Raw genomic sequence first — 21,623 nt, forward strand, 5'->3', positions numbered from 1 at the left:
CAACTGCGGGAACGCACGAGGCCCCGGCACTAGGCTGCCCCCGTGGCTGATCTCCAGATTCCCGCTGACCTCAAGCCCGCCGACGGTCGCTTCGGCTCGGGCCCCAGCAAGGTGCGTCCGGAGGCGCTCAGCGCCCTGGCTGCGACCGGTACCTCCCTCATGGGCACCTCCCACCGGCAGGCGCCCGTCAAAAACCTGGTCGGAAAGGTGCGCGAAGGCGTACGGAGCCTCTTCTCGCTGCCCGAGGGGTACGAGGTCGTACTCGGCAACGGCGGCTCCACCGCGTTCTGGGACGTGGCGACCCACGGCCTGATCGAGAACAAGTCGCAGCATCTGTCGTTCGGCGAGTTCTCCTCCAAGTTCGCCAAGGCGGCCGAGCAGGCGCCGTGGCTGGGCGAGCCCAGCGTCATCAAGAGCGACCCGGGCACCCACCCGGAGGCGCGCGGCGAGCAGGGCGTCGATGTGTACGCGCTGACCCACAACGAGACCTCGACCGGTGTCGCCATGCCGCTGCGGCGGGTGCCGGGCGCCGACGACGGCTCCCTCGTCGTGGTCGACGCCACCTCGGGCGCCGGCGGGCTGCCGGTCGACATCACCGAGACGGACGTCTACTACTTCGCGCCGCAGAAGTCCTTCGCGGCCGACGGCGGGCTGTGGATCGCGGTCTTCTCCCCCGCCGCCATCGAACGTGCCGAGCGCATCGCCGCCTCGGACCGGCACATCCCGGCGTTCTTCGACCTGCACACGGCGATCGACAACTCGCGCAAGAACCAGACGTACAACACCCCGGCCCTGGCCACCCTCTTCCTGCTCAACGACCAACTGGAGTGGCTCAACGGGCAGGGTGGCCTGGAGTGGGCGGTCTCCCGTACCGCCGACTCCTCCTCCCGGCTCTACGGCTGGGCGGAGAAGGCGGCCTACGCGTCGCCGTTCGTCACCGACCCCGAGCAGCGCTCCCAGGTCGTGGGCACCATCGACTTCGCCGACGGCGTGGACGCTGCCGCGGTGGCCAAGGTGCTGCGGGCGAACGGTGTCGTGGACACCGATCCCTACCGCAAGCTGGGCCGGAACCAGTTGCGGGTCGCGATGTTCCCCGCCGTGGAGCCCGACGATGTCGAGGCGCTCACGTCTTGCATCGACTATGTGATCGAGCGCCTCTGATCGTTCGGCTTTCCCGCCGCCGTGCGTTGCTCGCGCAGTTCCCCGCGCCCCTTAAGGGGCGCGGGGAACTGCGCGAGCGAGCACAACGCACCCGCAGCCTGCGGCGAAACAGCGAGGGGCAGCCCCTGCCCAGCACCACGGCAGGGGTCACACCTACGCGCTGAGGCGCTGGAACTTGCGCACCGCCAGCGGCAGAAAGAGCGCCGTAAGCACCAGCGGCCACACCACAGCCATCAGCGCGGAGTGCTGCTCGATCCAGCTGTCCCCGGTCGGCAGCGGGTTGCCGTACAGCTCGCGGATCGCGTTCGCGGTGGCCGAGACGGGGTTCCACATGGCGATGGTGCCCAGCCAGTCCGGCATCGCCGAGGGCGGGGTGAAGACGCTGGAGACCATGCCGAACGGGAAGGCGACGGCGAACAGATTGCCCGCCGCCTCCTGGTTCTTGGCGAGCAGGCCGAGCAGTACGCCGATCCAGATCAGCGCGAACCGCAGCAGGAGCAGCAGCGCGAACGCCCACAGCGTGGCGAGCGGACTGCCGTCCGAGCGCCAGCCGACGACGAGCGCGATCCCCGCCAGTACGGCCAGATCGAGCGCCGCGTGCAGTACGTCGGACACGCCTCGTCCGGTGACCACAGCGGAGGGCGCCATCGGCATGGAGCGGAAGCGGTCGGTGACGCCGCGCTCCTTGTCCACGACGACGGCCATCGCCGTGTTCATGAAGCCGAACGCCATGGTCATGGCGAACATCCCGGGCATCGCGTAGTCCTTGTAGTCCACCCCCTTGCCGACGTCCATGGCGCTGCCGAAGACATAGACGAACAGCAGGACGGACACGATCGGGAAGCCGAGCTGCCAGGCGATGAGGGAGGGCTGCTTCACCAGGTGGGTCAGGTCCCGGCGGACGATCGTCCAGCAGTCGGCGACCGCCCAGTACAGCCGCTGCCCCGCGCCCTGTTCCTCCGCGATCTGTACGGCGCTCATACGGCGACCTCCTCGTGCTCGCTGTCCGCTCGCTGCTCCGTACGGCTGTCGCCGCGGCTGCCGGTCAGGGCCAGGAAGACCTCGTCCAGCGTGGGGCGGCGCAGTCCGATGTCGGCCACCACCACGCCCTCGTCCTGTAGTCGGCGCGCCACCTCGGTGAGGGCGGGCACGCCCGCGGAGACGGGTGCGTGGACGCGCAGTTCGGCGGCGTCGGTCTCCGGCTCGGCGTCCGGGATCGCGACCCGCGCCACGGCGGCCACGACGGCGGGCAGATCGCGAGCCTCGGCGGCGACGACCTCGATCCGGTCGCCGCCGATCGCCCGTTTGAGCCCGGCCGGGGTGTCCTCGGTGACGTTGCGGCCCTGGTCGATGACGGCGATCCGGTCGGAGAGCTTGTCGGCCTCGTCCAGGTAATGGGTCGTCAGTACGACGGTGGTGCCCTGCTCCGTCAGCCCGCGCACCGCGTCCCACACCTCGCTGCGGCCGCGCGGGTCGAGCCCTGTGGTCGGCTCGTCCAGGAAGAGCACCTCGGGCGCCAGGATCATGCTGGAGGCCAGATCGAGCCGGCGCCGCATGCCTCCGCTGAAGTGCTGCGGCTGCTTGTCGGCCGCCTCGGTGAGCCCGAACTGGTCGAGCAGTTCGGCTGCCCTGCGCCGGGCGCGGGCGGCGCCGAGGTGGAAGAGGCGGCCGAACATCTCCAGGTTCTGCCGGGCGGTGATGATCTGGTCCACCGCGGCGTGCTGCCCGGTGAGCCCGATCCTCCGGCGCACCGCGCGCGGATCGCGGCTCACGTCGTACCCACCGACGGTGGCGCGGCCCCCGTCGAGCCGGACGAGGGTGGACAGGGCGCGCACGGCGGTGGTCTTGCCCGCGCCGTTCGGGCCCAGCAGTCCGAAGACGGTGCCACGGGGCACGGCCAGATCGAGGCCGTCGAGCGCGTGTTTGTCGCCGTAGGTCTTGCGCAGCCCCTCGGCGACGACGGAGTACGGCGAGTCGGCGGCGGCCGCTTTCGTTGTCGGTACGGGTGCCGGTTCTGGTGCCGGTGTTGCGGACATTCATCCCCTCCGAATAACTGGGTACGCTGTACCCAGATGAAAAAGCGTACAGCCTACGCAGAGGAGCGCAAGGGGATTTCCTAGGATGGCCACACCATGACGACCAAGCACCCCGCGGACCGCGCCGACCAGGGCGGTCACGGCGACGACGGCCACGCCCGGCTGGTCCGCAGCCTCGACCTGCTGTGGGGCCGCACCGGGCGGGACCGCCCCGCGCGCGGCCCCAAGCCCGGGCTGACGCTGACGCAGATCGTGACCACCGCCGTCGAACTCGCCGACCGCGAGGGGCTGACCGCCCTGTCCATGCGCCGGGTCGCCACCGAACTGGGCGTCGGCACCATGTCGCTGTACCGCTATGTGCCCGGCAAGGACGAACTGGTGGCCCTGATGTTCGATCATGTGCAGGGCGCACCGGACCAGTCCGAGGAGTGGCACTCAAAAGGTTGGCGGGAGAGGCTGGAGCTGATCGCCGAACAGTCGTGGGAGCTCTACACCGCGCACACCTGGCTCCTCCAGATCAACCAGGCCCGCCCCGTCCTCGGCCCCAACTCGATGGCCGACTTCGACTTCGCCCTGGCCGCACTCGACGGACTGCCGCTCAGCGGCCAGGAGAAAGTCAACGTGTTCATCGCCCTCGACAACCTCGTACTGGGCTCTGCCCGCTCGCACGTGCTGCACCAGCAGGCAGCACAGCAGACCGGGGTCAGCGACGAGGAGTTCTGGCGTACCCAAGAGCCGTACCTGGTGCGCGCCATGGAGGAACAGGGGTACACCCGCATCGCGTCACTGTCCGACGACGCGTTCGCCGCGACCGCCACCGAAACCCTGCGCTTCGCCGTACGCGCCCTCCTGGACGGCTTCCAACGCCTCCTGGATGAGCGCGGACCGGCGTCCTGATCTCGCCCCCGGCCGGTGCCCCCGGCACCGGCACCCGGCACCGGCAACTCGTCAGGGGGTGAGGACCAGCCGCCCCCGCAGACCGCCCTTGGCGAGCAACTCATGTGCGTGGGCGGCCCGCTCCAAGGGCAGGGTGTCGGCGACGCGCAGCGACAAGGTGCCGCGTTCGGCGAGCGAGGACAGCCACGCGAGCGCCGCACCGTCGGCGGCGACCCATACGTCGGACACCTCGATACCGCGCAGCGGCACCGGTGCGGCGCCGCCGATGACCGACGCGAAGGAGCCCCGGTTGCGCACCGCCCCGAGGGCCCGGATGCCCAGTACGGCAGCATCCAGGGCGCCGTCGACCCCGCCGGGGACATGGGCGCGGACGGCGGCGGCAAGATCGTCGGCGGTACGGGGGACGAACCACCGGGCACCCGCCGCGCGGACGGCGGGCTCGTCCTCGGCGCCCGCGGTCGCGACCACACGCAGCCCGCGCAGCGCGGCCAGCTCCACGGCATAGCCGCCCACCGCGCCTGCCGCGCCGGTGACCAGCAAGGTGCCGCCCGGCGGCAGAGCGAGCAGGTCCAGCGCTTGCAGGGCGGTCAGGGCGTTCAGCGGCAGCGTGGCGGCCTCGGCCGCTGAAGCCCCCTCGGGCGCTGCCGCGACGGCGTCGGCGTCGAGTACGACGTACTCGGCATAGCCGCCCAGGGGGACATCGAGCCGGTCCCGCAGGCCGATCACCCTGTCGCCGGGAGCGAAAGCGCTGACGCCGTCACCCACCCCGTCGACACGTCCCGCCACATCCCATCCGATGCCGGTGACCTCGCGCGGCGCCAGCAGCCCCAGGTCGACCAGAAGTCCCGAGCGGGTGGCCGCATCCACCGGGTTCACGGCGGCCGCCTCCACCCGGATCAGCACCTGGCCCGGACCGGGTTCCGGTATCGGCACCTCGGTGATCTCCAGGGCTTCCGGTCCGCCGAAGGACCTCACCACAACAGCACGCATCGTCGCTCCTCGTCCGATCGTCAAGGGTTCCTACTGCCGACGACCCTAGGGAGAGCTACTCTCTGCTGGGAAGTACGCACTTCGGAGTGCGTATCGAACGCGAAGGAGAGCCACGCATGGCAGTAACGTCCCCGCCCCGAGCGCGTGCCGCCTACGACGCGTACCTGGCCGAGTGCCCCGCGCGGCAACTGCTCGACCGGATCAGCAACAAGTGGGTGAGCCTGGTCGTCAACGCGCTCGCCGAAGGCCCGCAGCGCTACAGCGATCTGTCCCGGCAACTCGCCAGCGTCAGCCAGAAGATGCTGACGCAGACGCTCAGGGCCCTCGAACGCGACGGGCTCGTCACACGCACCGTCACCCCCTCGGTCCCGGTCCGCGTCGACTACGCCCTGACGCCGCTGGGCGAGGGCCTGATCCCCGTGATGCAGGCCATCAAGAACTGGGCCGAGGAGAACATGGACGAGGTGCTGGCGGCCCGCCGGCGCTACGACGACGAGATCAGTCCCGGCGACGCGTGAAGAGGCGGCGGAGGCCGAACCAGGCGATCAGCGCTGCGACGAAGGTGCCGGCGCCGAGGGTGAGGGTGCGGTTGTCGTCACCGCCGGACGAGCCGTTGCCGTCGCCGCCCCGGGGGGACTTGGAGTCCGACGAGCCCGAGCCCTCGTCCTGCGCTGCGGGCGGCGCCGCCTCACCGTTCAGCCGCGCGGGATCCACGCCACTGCCCTCGCCCTCCGAGCCGTACATCAGGGTGCGGCCGTCGGGGGCGAACGTCACCGACTCGCCCTGCCGGGCCAGCGGCACCGGGACGGAGCCGATCTTCTCGGGCTTGCCGTCCCGCCACTTGTATCCGAACGCGCTGAAGTAGCCACGCAGTACGAGCCGGGAGCCGTCCGGCGAGAACGCGCCGTCGGTCGCCTCGAAGTCGATCTTCGCGACCCGCGAGAAGGTGTTGACGCCGCCGGGGTTCAACTTCGCGGGGGCCGCGTAGACGCCGCCCTTGCCCTTGTCGTTCTTGCTGGCGATGTAGACGCGGCCGGTCCTGGGGTGCACCATCAGCGACTCGGCGTTCCGCGGGCCGTCGGCGTAGCGGACGGTGTAGCGGGTGGGAGTCACGGTCACATCGCCGCGCAGCCGCTCGGGCTCGCGGAAACGGTAGATCCACACTTCCGACCAGGAGCCGTCCAGATTGTCACCGATGTCGCCGACGTACACATTGCCGTCCGGACCGACGGAGATCGCCTCCACGTCCCTGGGCTTGATGCCGCTCAGCGTGACGCGGGAGACCGTCTTGCCGGTGCGGCTGTCGACGGCATACACATACGGGCCGTCGTCGGAGTCGTTGTGCGTCCAGTAGATGCCCCGGTGGGCGCGGCTGGCGGCCAGGCCGCTGGACTCGGTGATCCGGGAGTCGCGGATGGTGAACCCCTCGGGTTCGTCCGAGGCCGCAGCCGCAGCCGCAGCCCCCGGTGCTGTCGCCACCGCTCCCAGCAGCAACCCCAGCACCGCCACAGCCCCGATCCCACGCACACGCAAACGCACAGACATGATGCCCAGTGTCCAGCATCACGGTGCAGCTCAGCGCACGATCCGGAGAGGATGTGCGAATGCGCGTTCTCTTCGTCGGCGACTCCATGACGATCGGAGCCGGGGGAGATCACACCTGGCGCCACCGGATGTGGCAGCACCTCGCCCGGACCACCCCGTACGGGACGTGCGCGATCGTCGGCCCCCGCACCGCACTCCACGAGGGCAGCCAGGACTACGCCGACCCGCACTTCCCCGTCCACGCGCGGGCCCACCTCGCGGGCTGGGGTGCGGGGTGGCTGCACATGACGCCGCTCATCAAGGAGACGGTCGCGGCATACCGGGCGGACACGCTGCTGGTCTCGCTCGGGCTGATAGATCTCGGCTTCTACACCGACCCCGAGCAGACGCTGGCGAACGTGGAGCTCTTCCTGGCGGAGGCACGAGCCGCCAACCCCACGGTGCGCGCTGTGCTGTTGCCCGTCATCCCCAACATCCGCGCGGCCAACGATCCCGGGTTCGCCACCGCGTGCGTACGGTTCAACACCCTGCTGGCCAAGGCGGTCGCGGAGCTGTCCGAGCCCCGTTCGCCGCTGCTGCTCGCCTCGGTGCCGCACGACTGGTCACCGGAGCGGGACACCTACGACGGCACCCACCCCTCGGCCGAGGGCGAGCACCGGATTGCCGCCGCGTTCGCCGAAGCCATGCACCAGGCGTGGGACGTGGGCGGCCCGTACGTCAGGGCATAGGCGGTTTAACCGCCACCTACGTCGCCGCCGGTACGGTCGCACCGCCGACGGCACGGCACCGCACCCCGACGGCACCGCGCCGCCGACCGCACCAGGGACGCGCCGATTCCCGTCAAGTCCCCGTAAAGGCCGTCAGATACCGTCAACCACTGTCAAGTTCGGCAAAATCCAGCCAGGTGACGTACCTTTCGCGTCGGAACCTCGCACCGGCTGCGGCTAAGGGCGTCACCAATGGTGTCCCTGGGCCAGACTGACGCGTTGTGTGCCGCGAACACCCCGAGCGCGGCGGTTCAGGTACCGCACTGCGGGGTGCTCGCGGCATCCCCCGACTAATGCGCGTATGCGCGCACTAAGTGCGGGAACAGTAATCGGAACCTGAGCCTCGACGCAACGTGGAACCCATGACTGCCCCACGACCGCACGGATCCGACCGACCGCACGGATCGTCCCGACCGCACGGATCGACCCGCCCCGGCGGGCGCACCGCACGTACCCGTGCCGCAGTGCTCAAAGCCGCCTGGGAGGAACTGGGCAACCAGGAGTTCGCCGCCATCACCATCGACCGGATCGCGCAGCGCTCAGGCGTGCACGCCGCCACCATCCGGCGCCGCTGGCGCACGGTCGAGGGCGTCATCACCGACATGCTGGGCCAGCACAGCGGCAGGATCCCGATCCCCGACACCGGCAGTCTGCGCGAGGACCTGCACACCGTGACGCGGTCCATCGCCGAGTTCTACAGCTCTCCGCGCAACCGGCGGCTGGTCGAGGCCGTCGTCACCTCGGCGGCGCGCGAGCCGGGAGCGGCGGAGGTGATGCGCGCCGTCTTCCAGAACCGCATCAAGCGGGTCTCCGTACTGCTGGACCGGGCCGTCGAACGGGGCGAGATCCCCGTCGGCACCGACGCGGAGGAAGTCATCGCGGCCATCGGCGCACCGTTCTACTACCGGCTGCTGATCACCCGCCGCCCCATCGATACGGAACTCGCCCGCATCAGCGCCGAGTCCGCCTACCTCGCCGCTGTCGAGGGCGTCTTCCGCAGCCGGGAGAGCGACACGGGGACGGAGGCGGAATAGCCGGCCGTCCCCGCCTCGCCTACGCACTTGCTTCGAGTGCACTCCAGCCGCCTAGCGTGGCCGACATGGAGTACACGCAGCTCGGACGCACAGGACTGAAGGTCAGCAGGCTCGTCCTCGGCACGATGAACTTCGGGCCACAGACGGACGAGACGGACAGCCACGCGATCATGGACGCCGCGCTGGCGGCAGGGGTCAACTTCTTCGACACCGCGAACGCCTACGGCTGGGGCCGCAACAAGGGCCGCACCGAGGAGATCATCGGCAGCTGGTTCGCCAAGGGCGAGGGGCGGCGCGACAAGACCGTCCTGGCCACCAAGGTCTACGCCAACATGGCCCCCGACGGCGAAACCCCCTGGCCCAACCACGACAAACTCTCCGCGCTCAACATCCGCCGGTCCGTCGAGGCCAGCCTGCGCCGCCTGGGCACCGACCGTATCGACCTGTACCAGTTCCACCACATCGACCGGGCCACGCCCTGGGACGAGATCTGGCAGGCGATGGACGTCCTCGTCCAGCAGGGCAAGGTGCTCTACGTCGGCTCCAGCAACCACGCCGGCTGGCACATAGCCCAGGCCAACGAGACCGCGGCGCGGCGCGGCTCGCTGGGGCTGGTGAGCGAGCAGTGCCTCTACAACCTCGCCGAGCGGCGCGCCGAGATGGAGGTCGTCCCGGCCGCGGAGTCGTACGGGCTCGGGGTCATCCCCTGGTCCCCGCTGCACGGCGGGCTGCTGGGCGGCGCGCTGCGCAAGGCCCGCGAGGGCGGCAGCAGCCGTACGGCCTCGGGGCGCGCGGCCACCGCGCTGGAGGACCCGGCGGTACGCGCACAGGTGGAGGCGTACGAGAAGCTCGTCGCCGAGCACGGGCTGGAGCCCGGCGAGGTGGCCCTCGCCTGGCTGCTGTCCAGGCCGGGTGTTACGGGACCGATCGTCGGGCCGCGGACGGCCGGCCAGCTCGACTCCGCGCTGCGCGCCGTCGAGCTGGAGCTCGGCGACGAACTGCTCGCCTCGCTGGACGAGGTCTTCCCCGGACCCGGGCCCTCCCCGGAGGCCTTCGCCTGGTAGCCGGTCGCGGGTCCTGGTAGCCGGTGGCGGGTGGTCGCCCGGCGACCGGCTCAGCTGCCGCCGAGGGCCGAGGCCAGGACGACGACGAGGAAGAGCACCACCAGCACACCCGTCACAATGCGCATTCTGGTCTTAGCGTTCACACCGACAACGGTAGCCGGGGCCGCAAGCCGCTCTGTCACGGGCCCAGCGGCCAGCGGTCCAGCGGCTCGTAGCGGGGCTGCTCCCCCGGCACCGCGCTCCTCGGCGGCGCGCTGCGGACCAGCAGCAGCTCCCGGGCGGTCCAGCTGGAGCCCTGGAACGGCTCCAGCTGGGTCACATACGGGCGCAGATCGACCCCGGAGCTGCCGCGGCCCCGGCCCCTGGCGCGGGCCAGTGTGAGGTGCGCGTGGAACGAGGGGTGCTCGTCGGGAGGGAGCAGCCCCGCGCGGCGGCCCGCCGCGGTGGTGGCCGCCGCCAGTTTCTTGAGGGCTTCGCGGTCGGTGTCCTCCTTGTCGAGGCCCGCCCACAGGGTGCGGTCACCGAAGCGGCCCGCCCCCGCGAGGCGTACCGGGACGGGGCCCTCCGCGCGCTGCGCCGCGCGGGCCAGCCGCGCTCCTAGGTCCGCCGCCTGGTCCTCGGTGACCTCGCCGTAGAAGCTCAGCGTGAAGTGCCAGCTCTCGGGCTGCGTCCAACGGAGCGCTTCCGCGCCGGGGATGTTGCGGAGCGGCATGGTGGCCCGGTCCAATTCCCGTACCGCCTGCTGTGGCGGCCACAGCGCTGCGAACAGTCTCATGCTGCGCAGCCTGCCATGGGTGGGTACGTCGCCGTCTGCGGCTGCGGGTTCGACGTGGCTTGTCGCGCAGTTCCCCGCGCCCCTTACGGGGCGCGTCCCCCCTGCTGCGCTTGGGCAGTCTGCTCCCCCAGCCTCCGGCCGGGAGGTGCCCCCAGGGCGCAGGGTGGGCAAGCGCAGCCCCGATTGCGGGGTACGCAAGATCCGCGGGGCCCTCCCTACGCGGCTTCCCTCACCTTTTCGCGGGGGACGAAGCGGATCGGCGGGCGGCCGGGCCGGAGGCTCAGCGACGGCCGGAGGCCGGCGAGGCGGGCGAGGACGAGGGCGACGGCCACGGCGGCCACCGCGGAGATCAGCCCGCCGGCGACAAATCCGGTCCGCGCTCCCCAGGTGTCGGTGATCCAGCCCATGATGGGGCCGCCGATGGGCGTGCCGCCGACGAAGACCATCATGAACAGGCTCATCACCCGGCCCCGCATCGCCGGGTCGGAGGCGAGCTGGACGCTGGAGTTGGCGATGACGTTGAACGTCAGCCCCGCCAGCCCGATCGGCGCCATGAGCGCGGCGAACAGCCAGTACGAGGGCGAGAGCGCGGCGGCGATCTCCAGTACGCCGAAGGCCAGCGCGGCGCCCACCATCAGCCGCATCCGCGACTGTCCACGTCGCGCCGCCAGCAGCGCACCTGCCACCGAGCCGACGGCCATCAGGAAGTTGAGGGTGCCGTAGGTGCCGGCGCCCGCGTCGAAGACATCGCTGGTGAAGGCCGTGAGCCAGATGGGGAAGTTGAAGCCGAAGGTGCCGATGAAGCCGACCAGCACGATCGGCCACAGCAGCTCGGGGTGCCCGCCGACATAGCGCAGGCCCTCGCGGAGCTGGCCCTTGCCGCGTTCCACCCGCTCACTGGTGTGCAGTTCGGAGGTGCGCATCAGCAGCAGGCCGATGAGAGGCGCACCGAAGGACAGGCCGTTGATCAGGAACGCCCAGCCGCCGCCGACCGCGGAGATCAGCACGCCCGCGGCGGCCGGACCGACCAGCCGGGCGCTCTGGAAGTTCGCGGAGTTGAGCGACACGGCGTTGCGTATCTGCGCAGGACCGACCATCTCGGAGACGAAGGTCTGCCGGGTCGGGTTGTCCACGACGGTGGCCAGGCCGAGCGCGAAGGCGAGCGCGTAGACATGCGCGACCTGCACGTTTCCGCTCAGCGTGAGCGCTGCCAGCACCAGCCCGATGACGCCCATGGTCGACTGGGTGACGAAGAGCAGCTTGCGCTTGGAGCAGCGGTCGGCGATGACGCCGCCGTACAGCCCGAACAGCAGCATGGGGAGAAACTGCAGCGCCGTGGTGATCCCGACGGCGGTGGAGGACCCGGTGAGGCTGTGCACCAGCCAGTCCTGCGCGATGCGCTGCATCCAGGTACCGGTGTTGGAGACGGCCTGGCCCATCGCGAAGAGGCGGTAGTTGCGGATCTTCAGGGAGCTGAACATGGAGGGCTTCGTGGCGGTGCCGGGCCCTGCGTCCTGGCCGGTCGGTCCCTGGTCGTGAGGCCCCTGGTCGTGCGGCTTGGTTTCGTCGGCTGTGGATGGTGCGGGTGCGGAGTCTGCTCCGTGGCCCGTACTCAAAGCGGCGTCGCCTCCTGTTCTTGGTCGTGCTCCTTACAGATGTGCCAGCTTCTCCAGCACCGGCGCGGCGGCGCGCAGCGTCGCCCACTCGTCCTCGTCCAGCTCCTGGACCAGCTCGGTCAGCCAGGCGTTCCGCTTGGCGCGGGCCGCGGCCAGCATGGATTCGGCCTGTTCGGTCTGGGTGACCACCTTCTGCCGGCGGTCCTCGGGGTGTGCGTCCAGCCGGACCAGCCCCTTGGCCTCCAGCATCGCGACGATGCGCGTCATCGACGGCGGCTGCACATGTTCCTTGCGGGCCAGCTCGCTGGGGGTGGCGGAGCCGCAGCGGGCGAGGGTGCCGAGCACGGACATCTCCGTTGGGCTCAGCGACTCGTCGACGCGCTGGTGCTTCAGCCGCCGGGAGAGGCGCATCACCGCGGCCCGGAGCGCGTTGACGGCTTCCTTGTCGAGCTCGGCGAGGTCTTGTTCGACCGCGTCGGCCTCGCCGGCCCGGTCGGGCCGGCCGGCATGCTCGAGCTGATCGAGCGCACCCGGAGGAGGCCCGTCCACGAGCCGCGGGGCGGGGAGCTGTTCCGACATAGTCCTTAGCCTAACTCATTACCTGACCTAAAGACCACGGGATTACAGCTGGGTTTACGGAGCGAGGGGCTCACACGTACGAGTGAGACAGGACACGTTCGCCGGACAGCAGCCGGGGGGCGTTCGCGACCGTTGTCGTATGACCAGCCTGACTCCGCCGTGCGACAACGACCACCACGACCACCACGAGCAGCCCGAGTCGCAGGTGCTCAGCCTGCGGATAGAGGCCGCCCTGTTCGAGCGGCTGAACGGCCACGCCGCCAAACGCGGAATGAGCGTCCAGGACTATGTGGTCCGGACGCTCGTTCGCGACGACTTCGACGAGCGCTTCAAGGCGTCCGTCGAACGGACCGAGCGGTTCTACGGCCGCTCGGCCCAGGGCACCGGCGGCCTCACCTGACGCCGGTGTCTCATTTGACGCCGAGCACCTGCTCGATCGGGTCGAGCAGGAAGTAGACGAGGAAGCACAGCCCGACCACGTTGAGCAGCCAGGGCGTCTCCCGCGCCCGCCCGGTGGCGGCCCGCAGCACGATGAAGGCGATCACGCCCATGCCGATGCCGTTGGTGATGCTGTAGGTGAACGGCATCGAAATGATGGTGAGAAAGGCCGGGATGGCGACGGTGGAATCGGCCCAGTCGATCTCCCGCACATTCGACGCCATGATCAGGAATCCGACGACCAGCAGCGCGGGGGTCGCCGCCTGGGAGGGCACCACCTTCGCGAGGGGGGTGAAGATCAGCGCGAGCAGGAAGAGCCCGCCCGTCAGCAGATTGGCCAGTCCGGTGCGCGCGCCCTCGCCGACCCCGGCGGTGGATTCCACGAAGCAGGTGTTGGCCGAGCAGGAGCCGGCCCCGCCGGCCGCCACCCCGACGCCGTCCAGGAACAGGATGCGGCCCATCCGCGGCAGCTGACCGTGCGCCCGGTCGTCGGCGAGCCCGCTCTCCTCACCGACGCCGATGATCGTGCCCATCGCGTCGAAGAAGCCCGACAGCAGCACCGTGAAGACGAACAGACAGCCGGTCAGCCACCCCACCTCGTGGAAGCCACCGAACAGACTGATGTCGCCGATGAGCCCGAAGTCCGGGCTGCCCACCACCGAGTCCGGCACCTCGGGGACCGACAGACCCCAGGCGGCGTCGGGGATCTCCGCCACGGCGTTGATCACGATGGCGACGGCGGCCATCACGACGATGCCGATGAGGATGGCGCCGCGGGTCTTCCGCACCGTCAGCACGTACATCAGGATCAGCCCGAGCACGAACACCAGCACGGGCCAGCCGTGCAGCCGGCCGTCCACCCCGAGGCCGAGCGGGACGCTGGTGTGCGCCTTGTCCGGGTTGCGGGTGACGAAGCCCGAGTCGACCAGGCCGATCAGCGAGATGAACAGGCCGATGCCGATGGCGATGGCTCGGCGCAGCCCGTTCGGGATCGCGTCCATCACCCGCTGCCGCAGACCGGAGGCGACCAGGATCATCAGCACGATCCCCGCGAGCACCACCATGCCCATCGCGTCCGGCCAACTCATCCTGGGGGCGAGCTGGAGCGCGACGACGGCGTTGATGCCCAGTCCGGCGGCGAGCGCGATCGGCACGTTGCCGATGACGCCCATCAGCAGGGTGGTGAGCCCGGCCATCAGCGCGGTGGCCGTCACCAGCTCGGCATTGTCGAGTTGGTGATGGAACTTGTCCTCGCCAGCTCCGAGGATGATCGGGTTCAGCACGATGATGTAGGCCATCGCAAAGAACGTGGCCAGTCCGCCCCTGAGCTCGCGGCTCACGGTCGAGCCGCGCTCCGAGATCTGGAAGAAGCGGTCCAGTGCGGAACGGGAAGCGGGCGGGGTCCCCTGCGGGGCTCCCTCGGAATCGACCGGGCCGGCCGAAGCGGACATGCGTGACCTCGGATACGTGCGGGTGCGTACCGCTACGCGGGGAACGTGCGGATACGCGCTGGTACTGGTACCTGCCGGAGCAGGCTGCGGCAGGAGCGACTGGATCAACTTGGATCATCCGACGAAAGAATCCGGCCATATCCAGCCCGGCTCAGTATGAACAACCGAACGGGTTGATCGCCAACTCCGTCCCCGGCCGCCCCCCGGCTGCCCTGCGGCTTCGCCCGCACCGCCTCGCTAGGCTGGAGCCGGGGAACAGGTCACAGACGAGGGAGCCGCGGCGATGAGCCTCATGGACAGATGGACCAACGGCGAGCGCGAGGCACCAGAGCCGCTGGAGGGCAACGTCGTCGCCACCGTCGTCACCGGGACGCTCGTCTGGCTCGTACTCCTGCTGGTCCAACTCCCCTTCTACAACTGGTTCGCCGACCACGGCCACACCTGGTGGCTCTGGACCTGCGCCGCGGGCGCGGCCCTCGGCTGTGTTGGCATCTGGTACGTGCGGGCCCGGGACAAGGCGATCCGAAAGGCACAGCAGGACGACTAGGGCCTGCCCTCGATCCCCCGTACCCGGCATGGGGGCGTGCGATTGCCCACCCTGCGCCCCTGGCACAGACTGCCCAAGCACAGCAGGAGGGACGCGCCCCGAAGGGGCGCGGGGAACTGCTCCCCTGGGGGCACCTCCCGGCCGGAGGCTGGGGGACTCCGGCCGGGAGGTGCCCCCGCAACCACCACGCACCCGCAGCCCGGGGACGTCAGGCAGGGTCACGGAGAGAGGCCGGCCGGTTCTCCCTCGTCCACTCCGAGCTGCGCGGCGGTGCTGCCGTGGACGGCGGTGGGGGTGGCAGCCGTGGCAGGCGTACTGCTGGAGGTGGCATGGCGCCGGGCGGCCGGGAAGCTCCCCGCTTGGCTTCCCGGCCCCGCGCCGTGCTCACGGGGGCGCCGACGGGAGGCGTTCGCGGGAGTGCTTACGGCGCGCTGTCCGCCAACTCGGTGCGGCCCTGGGCGCGGGCACAGTGCGCGCAGCAGTAGTAGTGGCCTCCCGACTCCATGCCGTGCCCCAGAATGCGGCAGCCGCAGTTCTCGCACACGGGCGCCATCTTGTGCGCCGCGCACTCCAGGCAGTCGAAGACGTGCACCTGTCCCGCGGCGCGGACCTCGAAGGTGTGGGGGTAGTCGTTGTCGCAGACCTCGCAGACGGGCATGGACTCTCCTTGGATCGGTGCCGAGCCGGCACGCGTCGGGTGCTGAGCGAGCGAGCACATCGTTACCCCGCGCGCCCTGCCGCGGACCCGGGCTCAGCCAGCCGGGCGCACCCGTTGGAGGGGGACCTGACGGGGCGTCCGAAGAGCGCCATCCCAGAATTCCCGCCCCGGAATTCTCCAAATTATCTCCCGGACAATTGAACTGAACCAGCGGAAAGAAAAGCCGAGTTGAAAATCTACGCGCGATGCGGCAAGAATTCGCGGCACCGATTCCGTGATTCCCCCCGAGGAGAATTAAGATGTCCCGCTCCCGTACTGCGGTCCTTGCCGCCGCAGCCCTCTCGATCGCACTGGCGGTCACCGGCTGCGGTTCGGACGACACCGGCGACGGGGGCGGCGACGCCTCGGCCGCCGACTCCGCTCCCGAGGCCAAGCTGGCGCACAAGGTGCCGATGGCCAAGGTGTCCGACATGGCCCACGCCAAAGGGATGTGGCTGACCGACAAGAATTTCGCCAAGGCCGATCTGAAGAAGATCGTCGGCTATCCGGTCGAAGGCGGAAAGCCCACCTGGACGGTCCCCCTGACCGGCGAGACCTGCTGGACTTCCCCCGAGCCGACGAAGGACGGCTTGATAGCCGTCATCTATCAGGACAGCGAGGAACTCTGCAAGAACGTCGGCGTCGTCGATCTGAACCAGGGCAAGATGCGCTGGCACCGGCAGGCGATGGAGGACGGCTCCGCCGAGATGTTCGACGAGGTGGCCATCGGCAACGGCACCGTCGCGGCATCCGGCACCAACGTCAGCGCGGGCTGGACCATCGGCGGCAAGCCGCTGTGGACCCCGTCGTCCGACGAACGCTGTCCGGCCGACGGGTACGCCGGAAGCGAGACCAAGCTCATTGCGGTCCGCGACTGCGGCACGACCAACAATCCCAAGCTCAGGGTGCAGACCATCAACCCCCGCACCCGGGCCGCCACCTCCACCCTCGCGCTGCCGGCGGGGTCGGAGAACGCAGTCGTGGTCTCCGCCGACCCGCTGGTGCTGGCTGTCGACGACGGCAAGGCACAGGGCGGCTCCGGCGTCTCGAAGTTCCTGTCCGTGGACGACAGCGCAGCACGCGGCCGGGTGCTTGCCACCATGCCGGTCAAGGGCGGGAAGTACGGCAAGTACAACGTGGACTGCCCGGCCACCAATTCGACCGACTGCCAGAACGTCGCGGTCAGCAAGCAGGCCAACGCCCTGTTCGTGGGTACGGACAAGCCGCTGAAGGCAGACTCCGATGCGGACAACGACCTGGTGGCGCTCGACCTGCGGACGGGCAAGCAGAAGGGGCACGTCGAGGGCTCCGACGTCGGCGAGATGTGGCCGATCGGGCTCGACAAGAGCGGCAACGTGCTGGCGTACAACAAGGCCGACACCCTCGACGAACAGGGCGGCGGGGTGTGGCAGATCGACCCCCGCAGCATGAAGAAGAAGCAGCTCATGCAGAACGCGGGCTCCGCCAGTGAGACGGAGGAAGCGTTCGAGATCGGCGACTCCCGAGAGCTGTACTCCGCGGGGCGGCTGTACCTGGGCCAGGACGATGTGAGCGCGCGCGCCACGAACGGGCCCAACCCGTTGGTCGCGATCTACAGCACGAAGGGCTAGCCGCGCCCGGCGGTTGCCGCTTCGCACTTCCCGCCGCAGCGGCGGCACGCCACGACGGTGAGGGTCGGTCTTTCGACGGCCGTAACCAACGCTCGGTGGTTACGGCCGTCTTCGATCCGCCGGACCCTCGCCGTCGTGGTTCTCGCCGTCCCGCTGGAAAGAGATTCCCGGCGAAAAGGCAATCAGTCGAACCAGCGCGCAGCGGCCAGTTCCGCCGCCCGCGCAGGGTCCTCCAGGAGAGCTGTGACCTCGAAGCGGCGGGGCCAGGCGCCGGCCGACCAGGCGAGTGCCGAGGCCAGCCCTTCGAGGGTGGCGGCGTGCAGGGTGCCGTCGGGGGTGCGGCGCCAGTCGAGGTCGACGCCGCCGATGCGCAGCTCCTCGTGCTCGCGGTAGTGGCCGGGGACCGCCGACAGCAGCTCTCGTACGACGGCCGGCACCTCGCGTTCCGTGCCCGGCGACTCGGGGACCAGATGGGCGACCGCCTCACTCGCGCGCCGTACCTCCAGCAGCGCGGCCAGCTCCTCCGCGTACGGCGGAGCCACCGGCAGCAGCGCGCGGTCCCCCACCAGGGCGAGGGCGTCGGGGGCGTCGGCGACCAGCGCCTCGGCCGCGTCCACCACGACCGTCGTACCCTCCCGCACCGCGCGCAGCTCGTCGGGCAGCGTGACCTCGGCGGGGTCGAGCCCGGCCGTGGCCAGCAGGGTGTGCAGCCCGTGCAGCTGGGCGGGGTCGACGGACAGCGCGGGGTCGGCCAGCCTGCCCAGCAGTTCCGCGGGACCGCCCGGCTCCGCGAGCAGCGCGGCGGCCGTCGTACGGACACCGAGCGCGCGCAGCACCCGCTCGTCGGTGACCTGCCCCGGATCGGCCTCCTCGTACAGGCCGCGCAGCAGCGGATCGCCCCCGGCAGCGCGCAGCCCCGCCGGGCGGCGGCCGTCGAGCACCGGATGGCCGCGCAGCCACCAGGCGGTGTACGGGCGTACGTCGGTGACCGTGCCGTCGCCCAGCCGTACCCGCACCGGCGCGGTGAGCGCGTCCCTCAGCGGCGGTCGCGCCAGCATCGCCAGGGCCTCGGGCCAGTGCTCGTCGTCGACCAGGTCGAGGTCGCGTACGGCCAGGAGTTCGAGCGCCACCGGCGGCACGGAGACGGCATCGTCGCCGTCCGCCGTCAGCTGGTCCAGCACGTCCTCGCACCACACGTCCACCGCGTCCAGCAGGCCCGGGTCGTCAGGCTCGGGGTAGTCGCCGTCGCGGGGCTCGAAACCGTCCGGGTCGAGCACCACGTCCTCGGCGCGTACCAGCGCGAAGTCCGCCTGTACGCCGACTGCCGTCAGCGGCTGCTCGCCCCAGCGTTCGGCCAGTTGCGGGTCGCACGTGGCCAGTTCGCCCTCGCGGAGCACGCGCGCGAAGGGGGAGCCGGGGTAGACCAGTTCGGCGGCGGGTGCGGGCTCGCCGTCCTCGTCGGGCAGCGCCAGGGCGCCCAGCCACGGCTCGTCCCCGGGCCCGAGGTGCGCGTCACGGACCAGGCCGAGGACGGTCTCGGTCAGTTCGTCCGGGTCGAGTCCGGCGCCGTCGCCGTCCACACCGTCGTCCCATGCCTCCTCCGCGTCCAGCGAGGCGGCGACCGCGGCACGCACCTGCGGGGTCGTCAGCACGGCACGCGGAGTGGCGGGGGTGGCGCCCAGCTTCTCCAGCAGCGGATGAACGGCGTCCGGGTGAGCGGCCTTCAGCCCGAGGCGGGCCAGCGACTCGGGCGGAACGGCACCGTCGGGCAGCGGCAGCAGCACATGCCGCGGCCCGACCGCGGTACGGCCGTCGGCCAGCGGCACCGGCAGCCCGGTCAGCCGTTCGGGGTCGACGCCCGCGAGGGAGTCGTACAGCCGCCACCACCAGCCCGGCTCCCGCTCGACGCCGGTCAGCCGGTCCACGGCCTCGCCCAGCGGGACGCGGGGCACCTCCAGTACGCGCAGCTCGGTGCGGCGCTCCAGCCCGGCGGGCAGCAGGCTGGGGAAGAGCTCGGCCAGCACGGCGACCGTCGCGGCGCCCGCGCCCTCGACGATCTCGGCGTCCCGGGGGCGGAGCGCGTACGGCTCGCCGTCCTCGCCCTCGGCCTCCCCCCGGGCCGCGCTCGCCAGGAACGGGACGTCCACAAGCCGCTCCAGCACCAGGGCGCGCAGCTCGGCGTCGAGCTCGCCCGCCCCGAGCGGCCCGGGCACCAGATCGACGGTGCTGGTGGACACCGGCCGCCAGTCGCGCAGCAGCGCGGCGTAGGCGTCGGCGGCCCGGGCCAGCAGGAAGCGGGTCAGCGGTCCTGGCGCCACATGGCGGCGGGTGGGCTCCAACGGGAAGGAGGCCAGCAGCAGCGCGGGGAAGCCCAGCGGCTCGTCGGTGGGCGTCGGCGCGTGCAGACACGCTGCCGTACGCGGCTTGCTGGGCGCGCCCTCGGCGTCCACCGGCACCGCCCACGTCACCGACCAGGTGGGCCGGGCCCGCTCCTCGACCGGGCGGTCGGCGAGCAGCTCCGGCTCGGCGATACCGCTGTCTCCGGCCAGCCGCCACCTGGTGGCGCCCGTCGCGGAGTCCTCGATCCGGACGTACGGGCCCTCCTCGTACCGGGTGAGGGTGCGCGCCGGCCCTTCGCCGGTCTCGATGACGACCTCGGCGAGTCCGGGCAGCGCGAGCAGCAGCGCGTCGTCCACGGCCGCCAGCAGCCGCTCCGTCAGTGAGACCGCCGCCTCGTCGCGCAGCGGGAGCAGCACGGCGGTGTCGTACCCGGCGGGCACGACCGACGCGTCGTACGGCGCGGGGAACGGCAGCCGCAGCAGCGGTACGTGCTGCTGGCGGCGGTCGAGTTCGGCCGCCAGCTCCGGGTTGGCGGCGGCGGCCTGCCGGGTCAGCTCGCGTGCCTCGGCCAGTGACCAGCGCACGCCGTCGCCGTCCCTGGTGGCGACAGCGGGCTCGTCGGTGACGGCCAGCACCGCGGAGAAGCCGACGCCGAACCGGCCCACCGCGCCCCGGTCGGAGTCGGCGCGCTTCGCGGAGGCGCGCAGCGTGGACAGCGACTCCACACCCGCGGCGTCCAGCGGCTCACCCGTGTTGGCGGCGGTCAGCGTGGTGCCGGTAAGTGTGAGCCGGAGCCGCCCCGGCACACCCGCGCGGGCCGCGGCGTCCGAGGCGTTCTGGGCCAGCTCCACCACCAGCCGGTCGCGGTAGCCGCCCAGCGCCAGGTCCTGCTCGGCGTTGGCGTCCTCGCGGAACCGGGCGCTGGACGCCTGCCAGGCGTCCAGCACGCTTCGCCGCAATCGCTCGGTCCCGAACGTGTCCCTCACGGCAATGGCCTCCTCGGCATGTGCATCCCGTCCCCTTGCCCCCGTTGCTTACGGGGCGCAACTCGTCCCCGAAGCTTGGGCAGTCTGCTCCCCCAGCCTCCGGCCGGGAGGTACCCCCAAGGCGCAGGGTGGGCAAGCGCAGCCCCCCACGCCGAGTACGCGAAACCCGCCGGACCAGACCTAGTCGCCGAACGGATCCGCGACCGTTTCGTCGATCACCGGCGGCGGAGGCTGGGGCGTACGCGGCATGACCGCGGCCTCCGAGTGGCCGCCGCAGCCGAAGGCGAGGGAGACCACATGGCCGTCGGCGGGGCTGTACTCGTTGGCGCACACCCCGAACGCCTGCCGCAGCGACCCCGCGAGCGGTACCAGGAAGCCGCAGCTCATACAGCTGGCCGGGGCTGCCTGGGCCATCGGCGTCTTGGGGCCGTGTGACTCCTCCCAGCGGTCCGCGGCAGCGTGCAGCCCGTACCGGGAGAGCACCCGGGGCCGGCCCATGCCGAGCTCCTCGGCGACGGCGCCGATGGCGGCGCGGGAGGGGCCCTGCGTCTCGGGCTGCTCCTCGGCGAGGGCCGAGTCGGGCGGCGGCAGGTCCGCACCCGAGTAACCGGGCTCCAGCCGCAGATCGTCCGCGTCGGTCGGCAGCAGATCGCCCGGGCCCAGATCGCCGGGGCGCAGCCGCTCGCTCCAGGGCACCCACTCGGGGGCCAGCAGCGCGTCGGGGCCCGGTACCAGTACGGACTCGTCGACGGTGACGTTCTTGGCGCGGGAGGCCCGCGCCACGGTCACCGCCCAGCGCCAGCCCCGGTACCCGGGCTCGTGCGCCTCGAAGTAGTGGGTGACCACACGGTCCGCGTGGGCGTCGGCGACGGCTTCGAGCCACGCGCCGACAGTGCCGGGCGCCGCCGCTTCCTCGGCCGCGGCACGAGCAAGCTCGACGGCCTCGGCACACAGTCTGTCGGGGGCGCGCCGACTCCGCGCGCCACGGCTCGTACTCCGCGTCGCGGCACTCATGCAGCACTCACAAGAATCGTCTCTCCTACGCCGTCGCGCCGTTGTCGGCGTGCGCTGCCCGTACGGCCACGAGTGG

General features: G+C 71.2%; 20 protein-coding genes. 9 read left to right on the plus strand and 11 right to left on the minus strand.

The features are described 5' to 3' along the window. Nucleotides 1-42: 42 nt before the first annotated feature. Nucleotides 43-1,161 (plus strand): phosphoserine transaminase, encoded by a 1,119-nt coding sequence (gene serC, locus ACQEU8_RS34040; protein ID WP_433108025.1) that lies wholly within the window; start codon nt 43-45, stop codon nt 1,159-1,161. Nucleotides 1,162-1,314: 153 nt separating this feature from the next. Here serC and ACQEU8_RS34045 read toward each other — a convergent pair whose 3' ends face one another. Both ACQEU8_RS34045 and ACQEU8_RS34050 read right to left on the minus strand, forming a co-directional pair. Beyond that, nucleotides 1,315-2,142, minus strand: coding sequence for an ABC transporter permease (locus ACQEU8_RS34045; RefSeq protein ID WP_433108027.1), 828 nt, complete (start codon nt 2,140-2,142; stop codon nt 1,315-1,317). Beyond that, complete coding sequence (locus ACQEU8_RS34050; RefSeq protein ID WP_433108029.1) at nt 2,139-3,197, minus strand: ATP-binding cassette domain-containing protein; 1,059 nt, start codon at nt 3,195-3,197, stop codon at nt 2,139-2,141. Before ACQEU8_RS34050 ends, ACQEU8_RS34045 begins: the two co-directional genes overlap by 4 nt. A 96-nt stretch (nt 3,198-3,293) precedes the next feature. Between ACQEU8_RS34050 and ACQEU8_RS34055 the strand changes: the two genes are divergently transcribed. Beyond that, complete coding sequence (locus ACQEU8_RS34055) at nt 3,294-4,094, plus strand: TetR/AcrR family transcriptional regulator (RefSeq protein WP_433108031.1); 801 nt, start codon at nt 3,294-3,296, stop codon at nt 4,092-4,094. 51 nt (nt 4,095-4,145) lie between these two features. Here ACQEU8_RS34055 and ACQEU8_RS34060 read toward each other — a convergent pair whose 3' ends face one another. Beyond that, nucleotides 4,146-5,084: an NADP-dependent oxidoreductase gene (locus ACQEU8_RS34060; RefSeq protein ID WP_433108033.1), complete on the minus strand. Its 939-nt coding sequence runs from the start codon at nt 5,082-5,084 to the stop codon at nt 4,146-4,148. A 116-nt stretch (nt 5,085-5,200) separates the two neighbouring features. On the opposite strand from ACQEU8_RS34060, the gene ACQEU8_RS34065 reads away from it, so the two are divergent. Further along, nucleotides 5,201-5,602: a winged helix-turn-helix transcriptional regulator gene (locus ACQEU8_RS34065; protein WP_433108035.1), complete on the plus strand. Its 402-nt coding sequence runs from the start codon at nt 5,201-5,203 to the stop codon at nt 5,600-5,602. Here the strand turns inward: ACQEU8_RS34065 and ACQEU8_RS34070 are convergent. Next, nucleotides 5,583-6,629: a hypothetical protein gene (locus tag ACQEU8_RS34070; protein ID WP_433108037.1), complete on the minus strand. Its 1,047-nt coding sequence runs from the start codon at nt 6,627-6,629 to the stop codon at nt 5,583-5,585. The two genes, ACQEU8_RS34065 and ACQEU8_RS34070, sit on opposite strands and share 20 nt — an antisense overlap. 59 nt (nt 6,630-6,688) lie before the next feature. Between ACQEU8_RS34070 and ACQEU8_RS34075 the strand changes: the two genes are divergently transcribed. The 3 genes from ACQEU8_RS34075 to ACQEU8_RS34085 all read left to right on the plus strand — a co-directional run bounded on the left by ACQEU8_RS34075 (nt 6,689) and on the right by ACQEU8_RS34085 (nt 9,494). After that, nucleotides 6,689-7,357, plus strand: coding sequence for a GDSL-type esterase/lipase family protein (locus tag ACQEU8_RS34075; RefSeq protein ID WP_433108039.1), 669 nt, complete (start codon nt 6,689-6,691; stop codon nt 7,355-7,357). 503 nt (nt 7,358-7,860) lie between these two features. Then, entirely contained in the window at nt 7,861-8,430 is a 570-nt protein-coding gene (locus ACQEU8_RS34080; RefSeq protein ID WP_433108041.1) for a TetR-like C-terminal domain-containing protein, read from the plus strand. Nucleotides 8,431-8,495: 65 nt separating this feature from the next. Continuing rightward, nucleotides 8,496-9,494, plus strand: a complete 999-nt coding sequence (locus ACQEU8_RS34085; RefSeq protein WP_433108043.1) for an aldo/keto reductase — start codon at nt 8,496-8,498, stop codon at nt 9,492-9,494. Between the two features lie 178 nt (nt 9,495-9,672). On the opposite strand, the gene thpR is transcribed toward ACQEU8_RS34085, so the two are convergent. The 3 genes from thpR to ACQEU8_RS34100 form a co-directional block, all read right to left on the minus strand. Further along, entirely contained in the window at nt 9,673-10,269 is a 597-nt protein-coding gene (thpR, locus tag ACQEU8_RS34090; RefSeq protein ID WP_433108045.1) for an RNA 2',3'-cyclic phosphodiesterase, read from the minus strand. A 215-nt stretch (nt 10,270-10,484) separates the two neighbouring features. Continuing rightward, nucleotides 10,485-11,885, minus strand: coding sequence for an MFS transporter (locus ACQEU8_RS34095; protein WP_433108047.1), 1,401 nt, complete (start codon nt 11,883-11,885; stop codon nt 10,485-10,487). A 33-nt stretch (nt 11,886-11,918) separates the two neighbouring features. Continuing rightward, nucleotides 11,919-12,296 (minus strand): MarR family winged helix-turn-helix transcriptional regulator, encoded by a 378-nt coding sequence (locus ACQEU8_RS34100; RefSeq protein ID WP_433108921.1) that lies wholly within the window; start codon nt 12,294-12,296, stop codon nt 11,919-11,921. Nucleotides 12,297-12,603: 307 nt separating this feature from the next. Here ACQEU8_RS34100 and ACQEU8_RS34105 point away from each other — a divergent pair, with 307 nt between their 5' ends. Beyond that, nucleotides 12,604-12,864 (plus strand): hypothetical protein, encoded by a 261-nt coding sequence (locus ACQEU8_RS34105; RefSeq protein ID WP_433108049.1) that lies wholly within the window; start codon nt 12,604-12,606, stop codon nt 12,862-12,864. Between the two features lie 10 nt (nt 12,865-12,874). Here the strand turns inward: ACQEU8_RS34105 and ACQEU8_RS34110 are convergent, their stop codons facing one another. Beyond that, a complete protein-coding gene (locus ACQEU8_RS34110) occupies nt 12,875-14,353 on the minus strand; it encodes an NCS2 family permease (RefSeq protein ID WP_433108051.1) in 1,479 nt (492 codons plus the stop codon). 283 nt (nt 14,354-14,636) lie between these two features. Here ACQEU8_RS34110 and ACQEU8_RS34115 point away from each other — a divergent pair, with 283 nt between their 5' ends. Next, nucleotides 14,637-14,900, plus strand: a complete 264-nt coding sequence (locus ACQEU8_RS34115; protein WP_433108053.1) for a DUF2530 domain-containing protein — start codon at nt 14,637-14,639, stop codon at nt 14,898-14,900. A 421-nt stretch (nt 14,901-15,321) separates the two neighbouring features. On the opposite strand, the gene ACQEU8_RS34120 is transcribed toward ACQEU8_RS34115, so the two are convergent. Then, nucleotides 15,322-15,558 (minus strand): hypothetical protein, encoded by a 237-nt coding sequence (locus ACQEU8_RS34120; RefSeq protein WP_433108055.1) that lies wholly within the window; start codon nt 15,556-15,558, stop codon nt 15,322-15,324. 299 nt (nt 15,559-15,857) lie between these two features. Here ACQEU8_RS34120 and ACQEU8_RS34125 point away from each other — a divergent pair, with 299 nt between their 5' ends. Further along, nucleotides 15,858-17,207, plus strand: a complete 1,350-nt coding sequence (locus tag ACQEU8_RS34125) for a hypothetical protein (protein WP_433108058.1) — start codon at nt 15,858-15,860, stop codon at nt 17,205-17,207. A 182-nt stretch (nt 17,208-17,389) separates the two neighbouring features. Here the strand turns inward: ACQEU8_RS34125 and ACQEU8_RS34130 are convergent, their stop codons facing one another. Together ACQEU8_RS34130 and ACQEU8_RS34135 are read right to left on the minus strand one after the other, a co-directional pair. Further along, nucleotides 17,390-20,533: a sacsin N-terminal ATP-binding-like domain-containing protein gene (locus ACQEU8_RS34130; protein WP_433108060.1), complete on the minus strand. Its 3,144-nt coding sequence runs from the start codon at nt 20,531-20,533 to the stop codon at nt 17,390-17,392. A gap of 180 nt (nt 20,534-20,713) precedes the next feature. After that, nucleotides 20,714-21,547, minus strand: a complete 834-nt coding sequence (locus ACQEU8_RS34135; protein ID WP_433108062.1) for a DUF3027 domain-containing protein — start codon at nt 21,545-21,547, stop codon at nt 20,714-20,716. Between the last annotated feature and the right edge of the window lie 76 nt (nt 21,548-21,623).

The sequence above is a fragment of the Streptomyces sp. CA-250714 genome, from assembly GCF_050936705.1.
Taxonomy (GTDB): domain Bacteria; phylum Actinomycetota; class Actinomycetes; order Streptomycetales; family Streptomycetaceae; genus Streptomyces.

Coding starts and splice junctions, on each gene's coding strand:
- ACQEU8_RS34045 (WP_433108027.1), bottom strand. CDS start 2,142: ATGAGCGCCGTACAGATCGCGGAGGAACAGGGCGCGGGGCAGCGGCTG.
- ACQEU8_RS34050 (WP_433108029.1), bottom strand. CDS start 3,197: ATGTCCGCAACACCGGCACCAGAACCGGCACCCGTACCGACAACGAAA.
- ACQEU8_RS34055 (WP_433108031.1), top strand. CDS start 3,294: ATGACGACCAAGCACCCCGCGGACCGCGCCGACCAGGGCGGTCACGGC.
- ACQEU8_RS34060 (WP_433108033.1), bottom strand. CDS start 5,084: ATGCGTGCTGTTGTGGTGAGGTCCTTCGGCGGACCGGAAGCCCTGGAG.
- ACQEU8_RS34065 (WP_433108035.1), top strand. CDS start 5,201: ATGGCAGTAACGTCCCCGCCCCGAGCGCGTGCCGCCTACGACGCGTAC.
- ACQEU8_RS34070 (WP_433108037.1), bottom strand. CDS start 6,629: ATGTCTGTGCGTTTGCGTGTGCGTGGGATCGGGGCTGTGGCGGTGCTG.
- ACQEU8_RS34075 (WP_433108039.1), top strand. CDS start 6,689: ATGCGCGTTCTCTTCGTCGGCGACTCCATGACGATCGGAGCCGGGGGA.
- ACQEU8_RS34085 (WP_433108043.1), top strand. CDS start 8,496: ATGGAGTACACGCAGCTCGGACGCACAGGACTGAAGGTCAGCAGGCTC.
- thpR (WP_433108045.1), bottom strand. CDS start 10,269: ATGAGACTGTTCGCAGCGCTGTGGCCGCCACAGCAGGCGGTACGGGAA.
- ACQEU8_RS34100 (WP_433108921.1), bottom strand. CDS start 12,296: ATGCGCCTCTCCCGGCGGCTGAAGCACCAGCGCGTCGACGAGTCGCTG.
- ACQEU8_RS34105 (WP_433108049.1), top strand. CDS start 12,604: ATGACCAGCCTGACTCCGCCGTGCGACAACGACCACCACGACCACCAC.
- ACQEU8_RS34110 (WP_433108051.1), bottom strand. CDS start 14,353: ATGTCCGCTTCGGCCGGCCCGGTCGATTCCGAGGGAGCCCCGCAGGGG.
- ACQEU8_RS34115 (WP_433108053.1), top strand. CDS start 14,637: ATGAGCCTCATGGACAGATGGACCAACGGCGAGCGCGAGGCACCAGAG.
- ACQEU8_RS34120 (WP_433108055.1), bottom strand. CDS start 15,558: ATGCCCGTCTGCGAGGTCTGCGACAACGACTACCCCCACACCTTCGAG.
- ACQEU8_RS34125 (WP_433108058.1), top strand. CDS start 15,858: ATGTCCCGCTCCCGTACTGCGGTCCTTGCCGCCGCAGCCCTCTCGATC.
- ACQEU8_RS34135 (WP_433108062.1), bottom strand. CDS start 21,547: ATGAGTGCCGCGACGCGGAGTACGAGCCGTGGCGCGCGGAGTCGGCGC.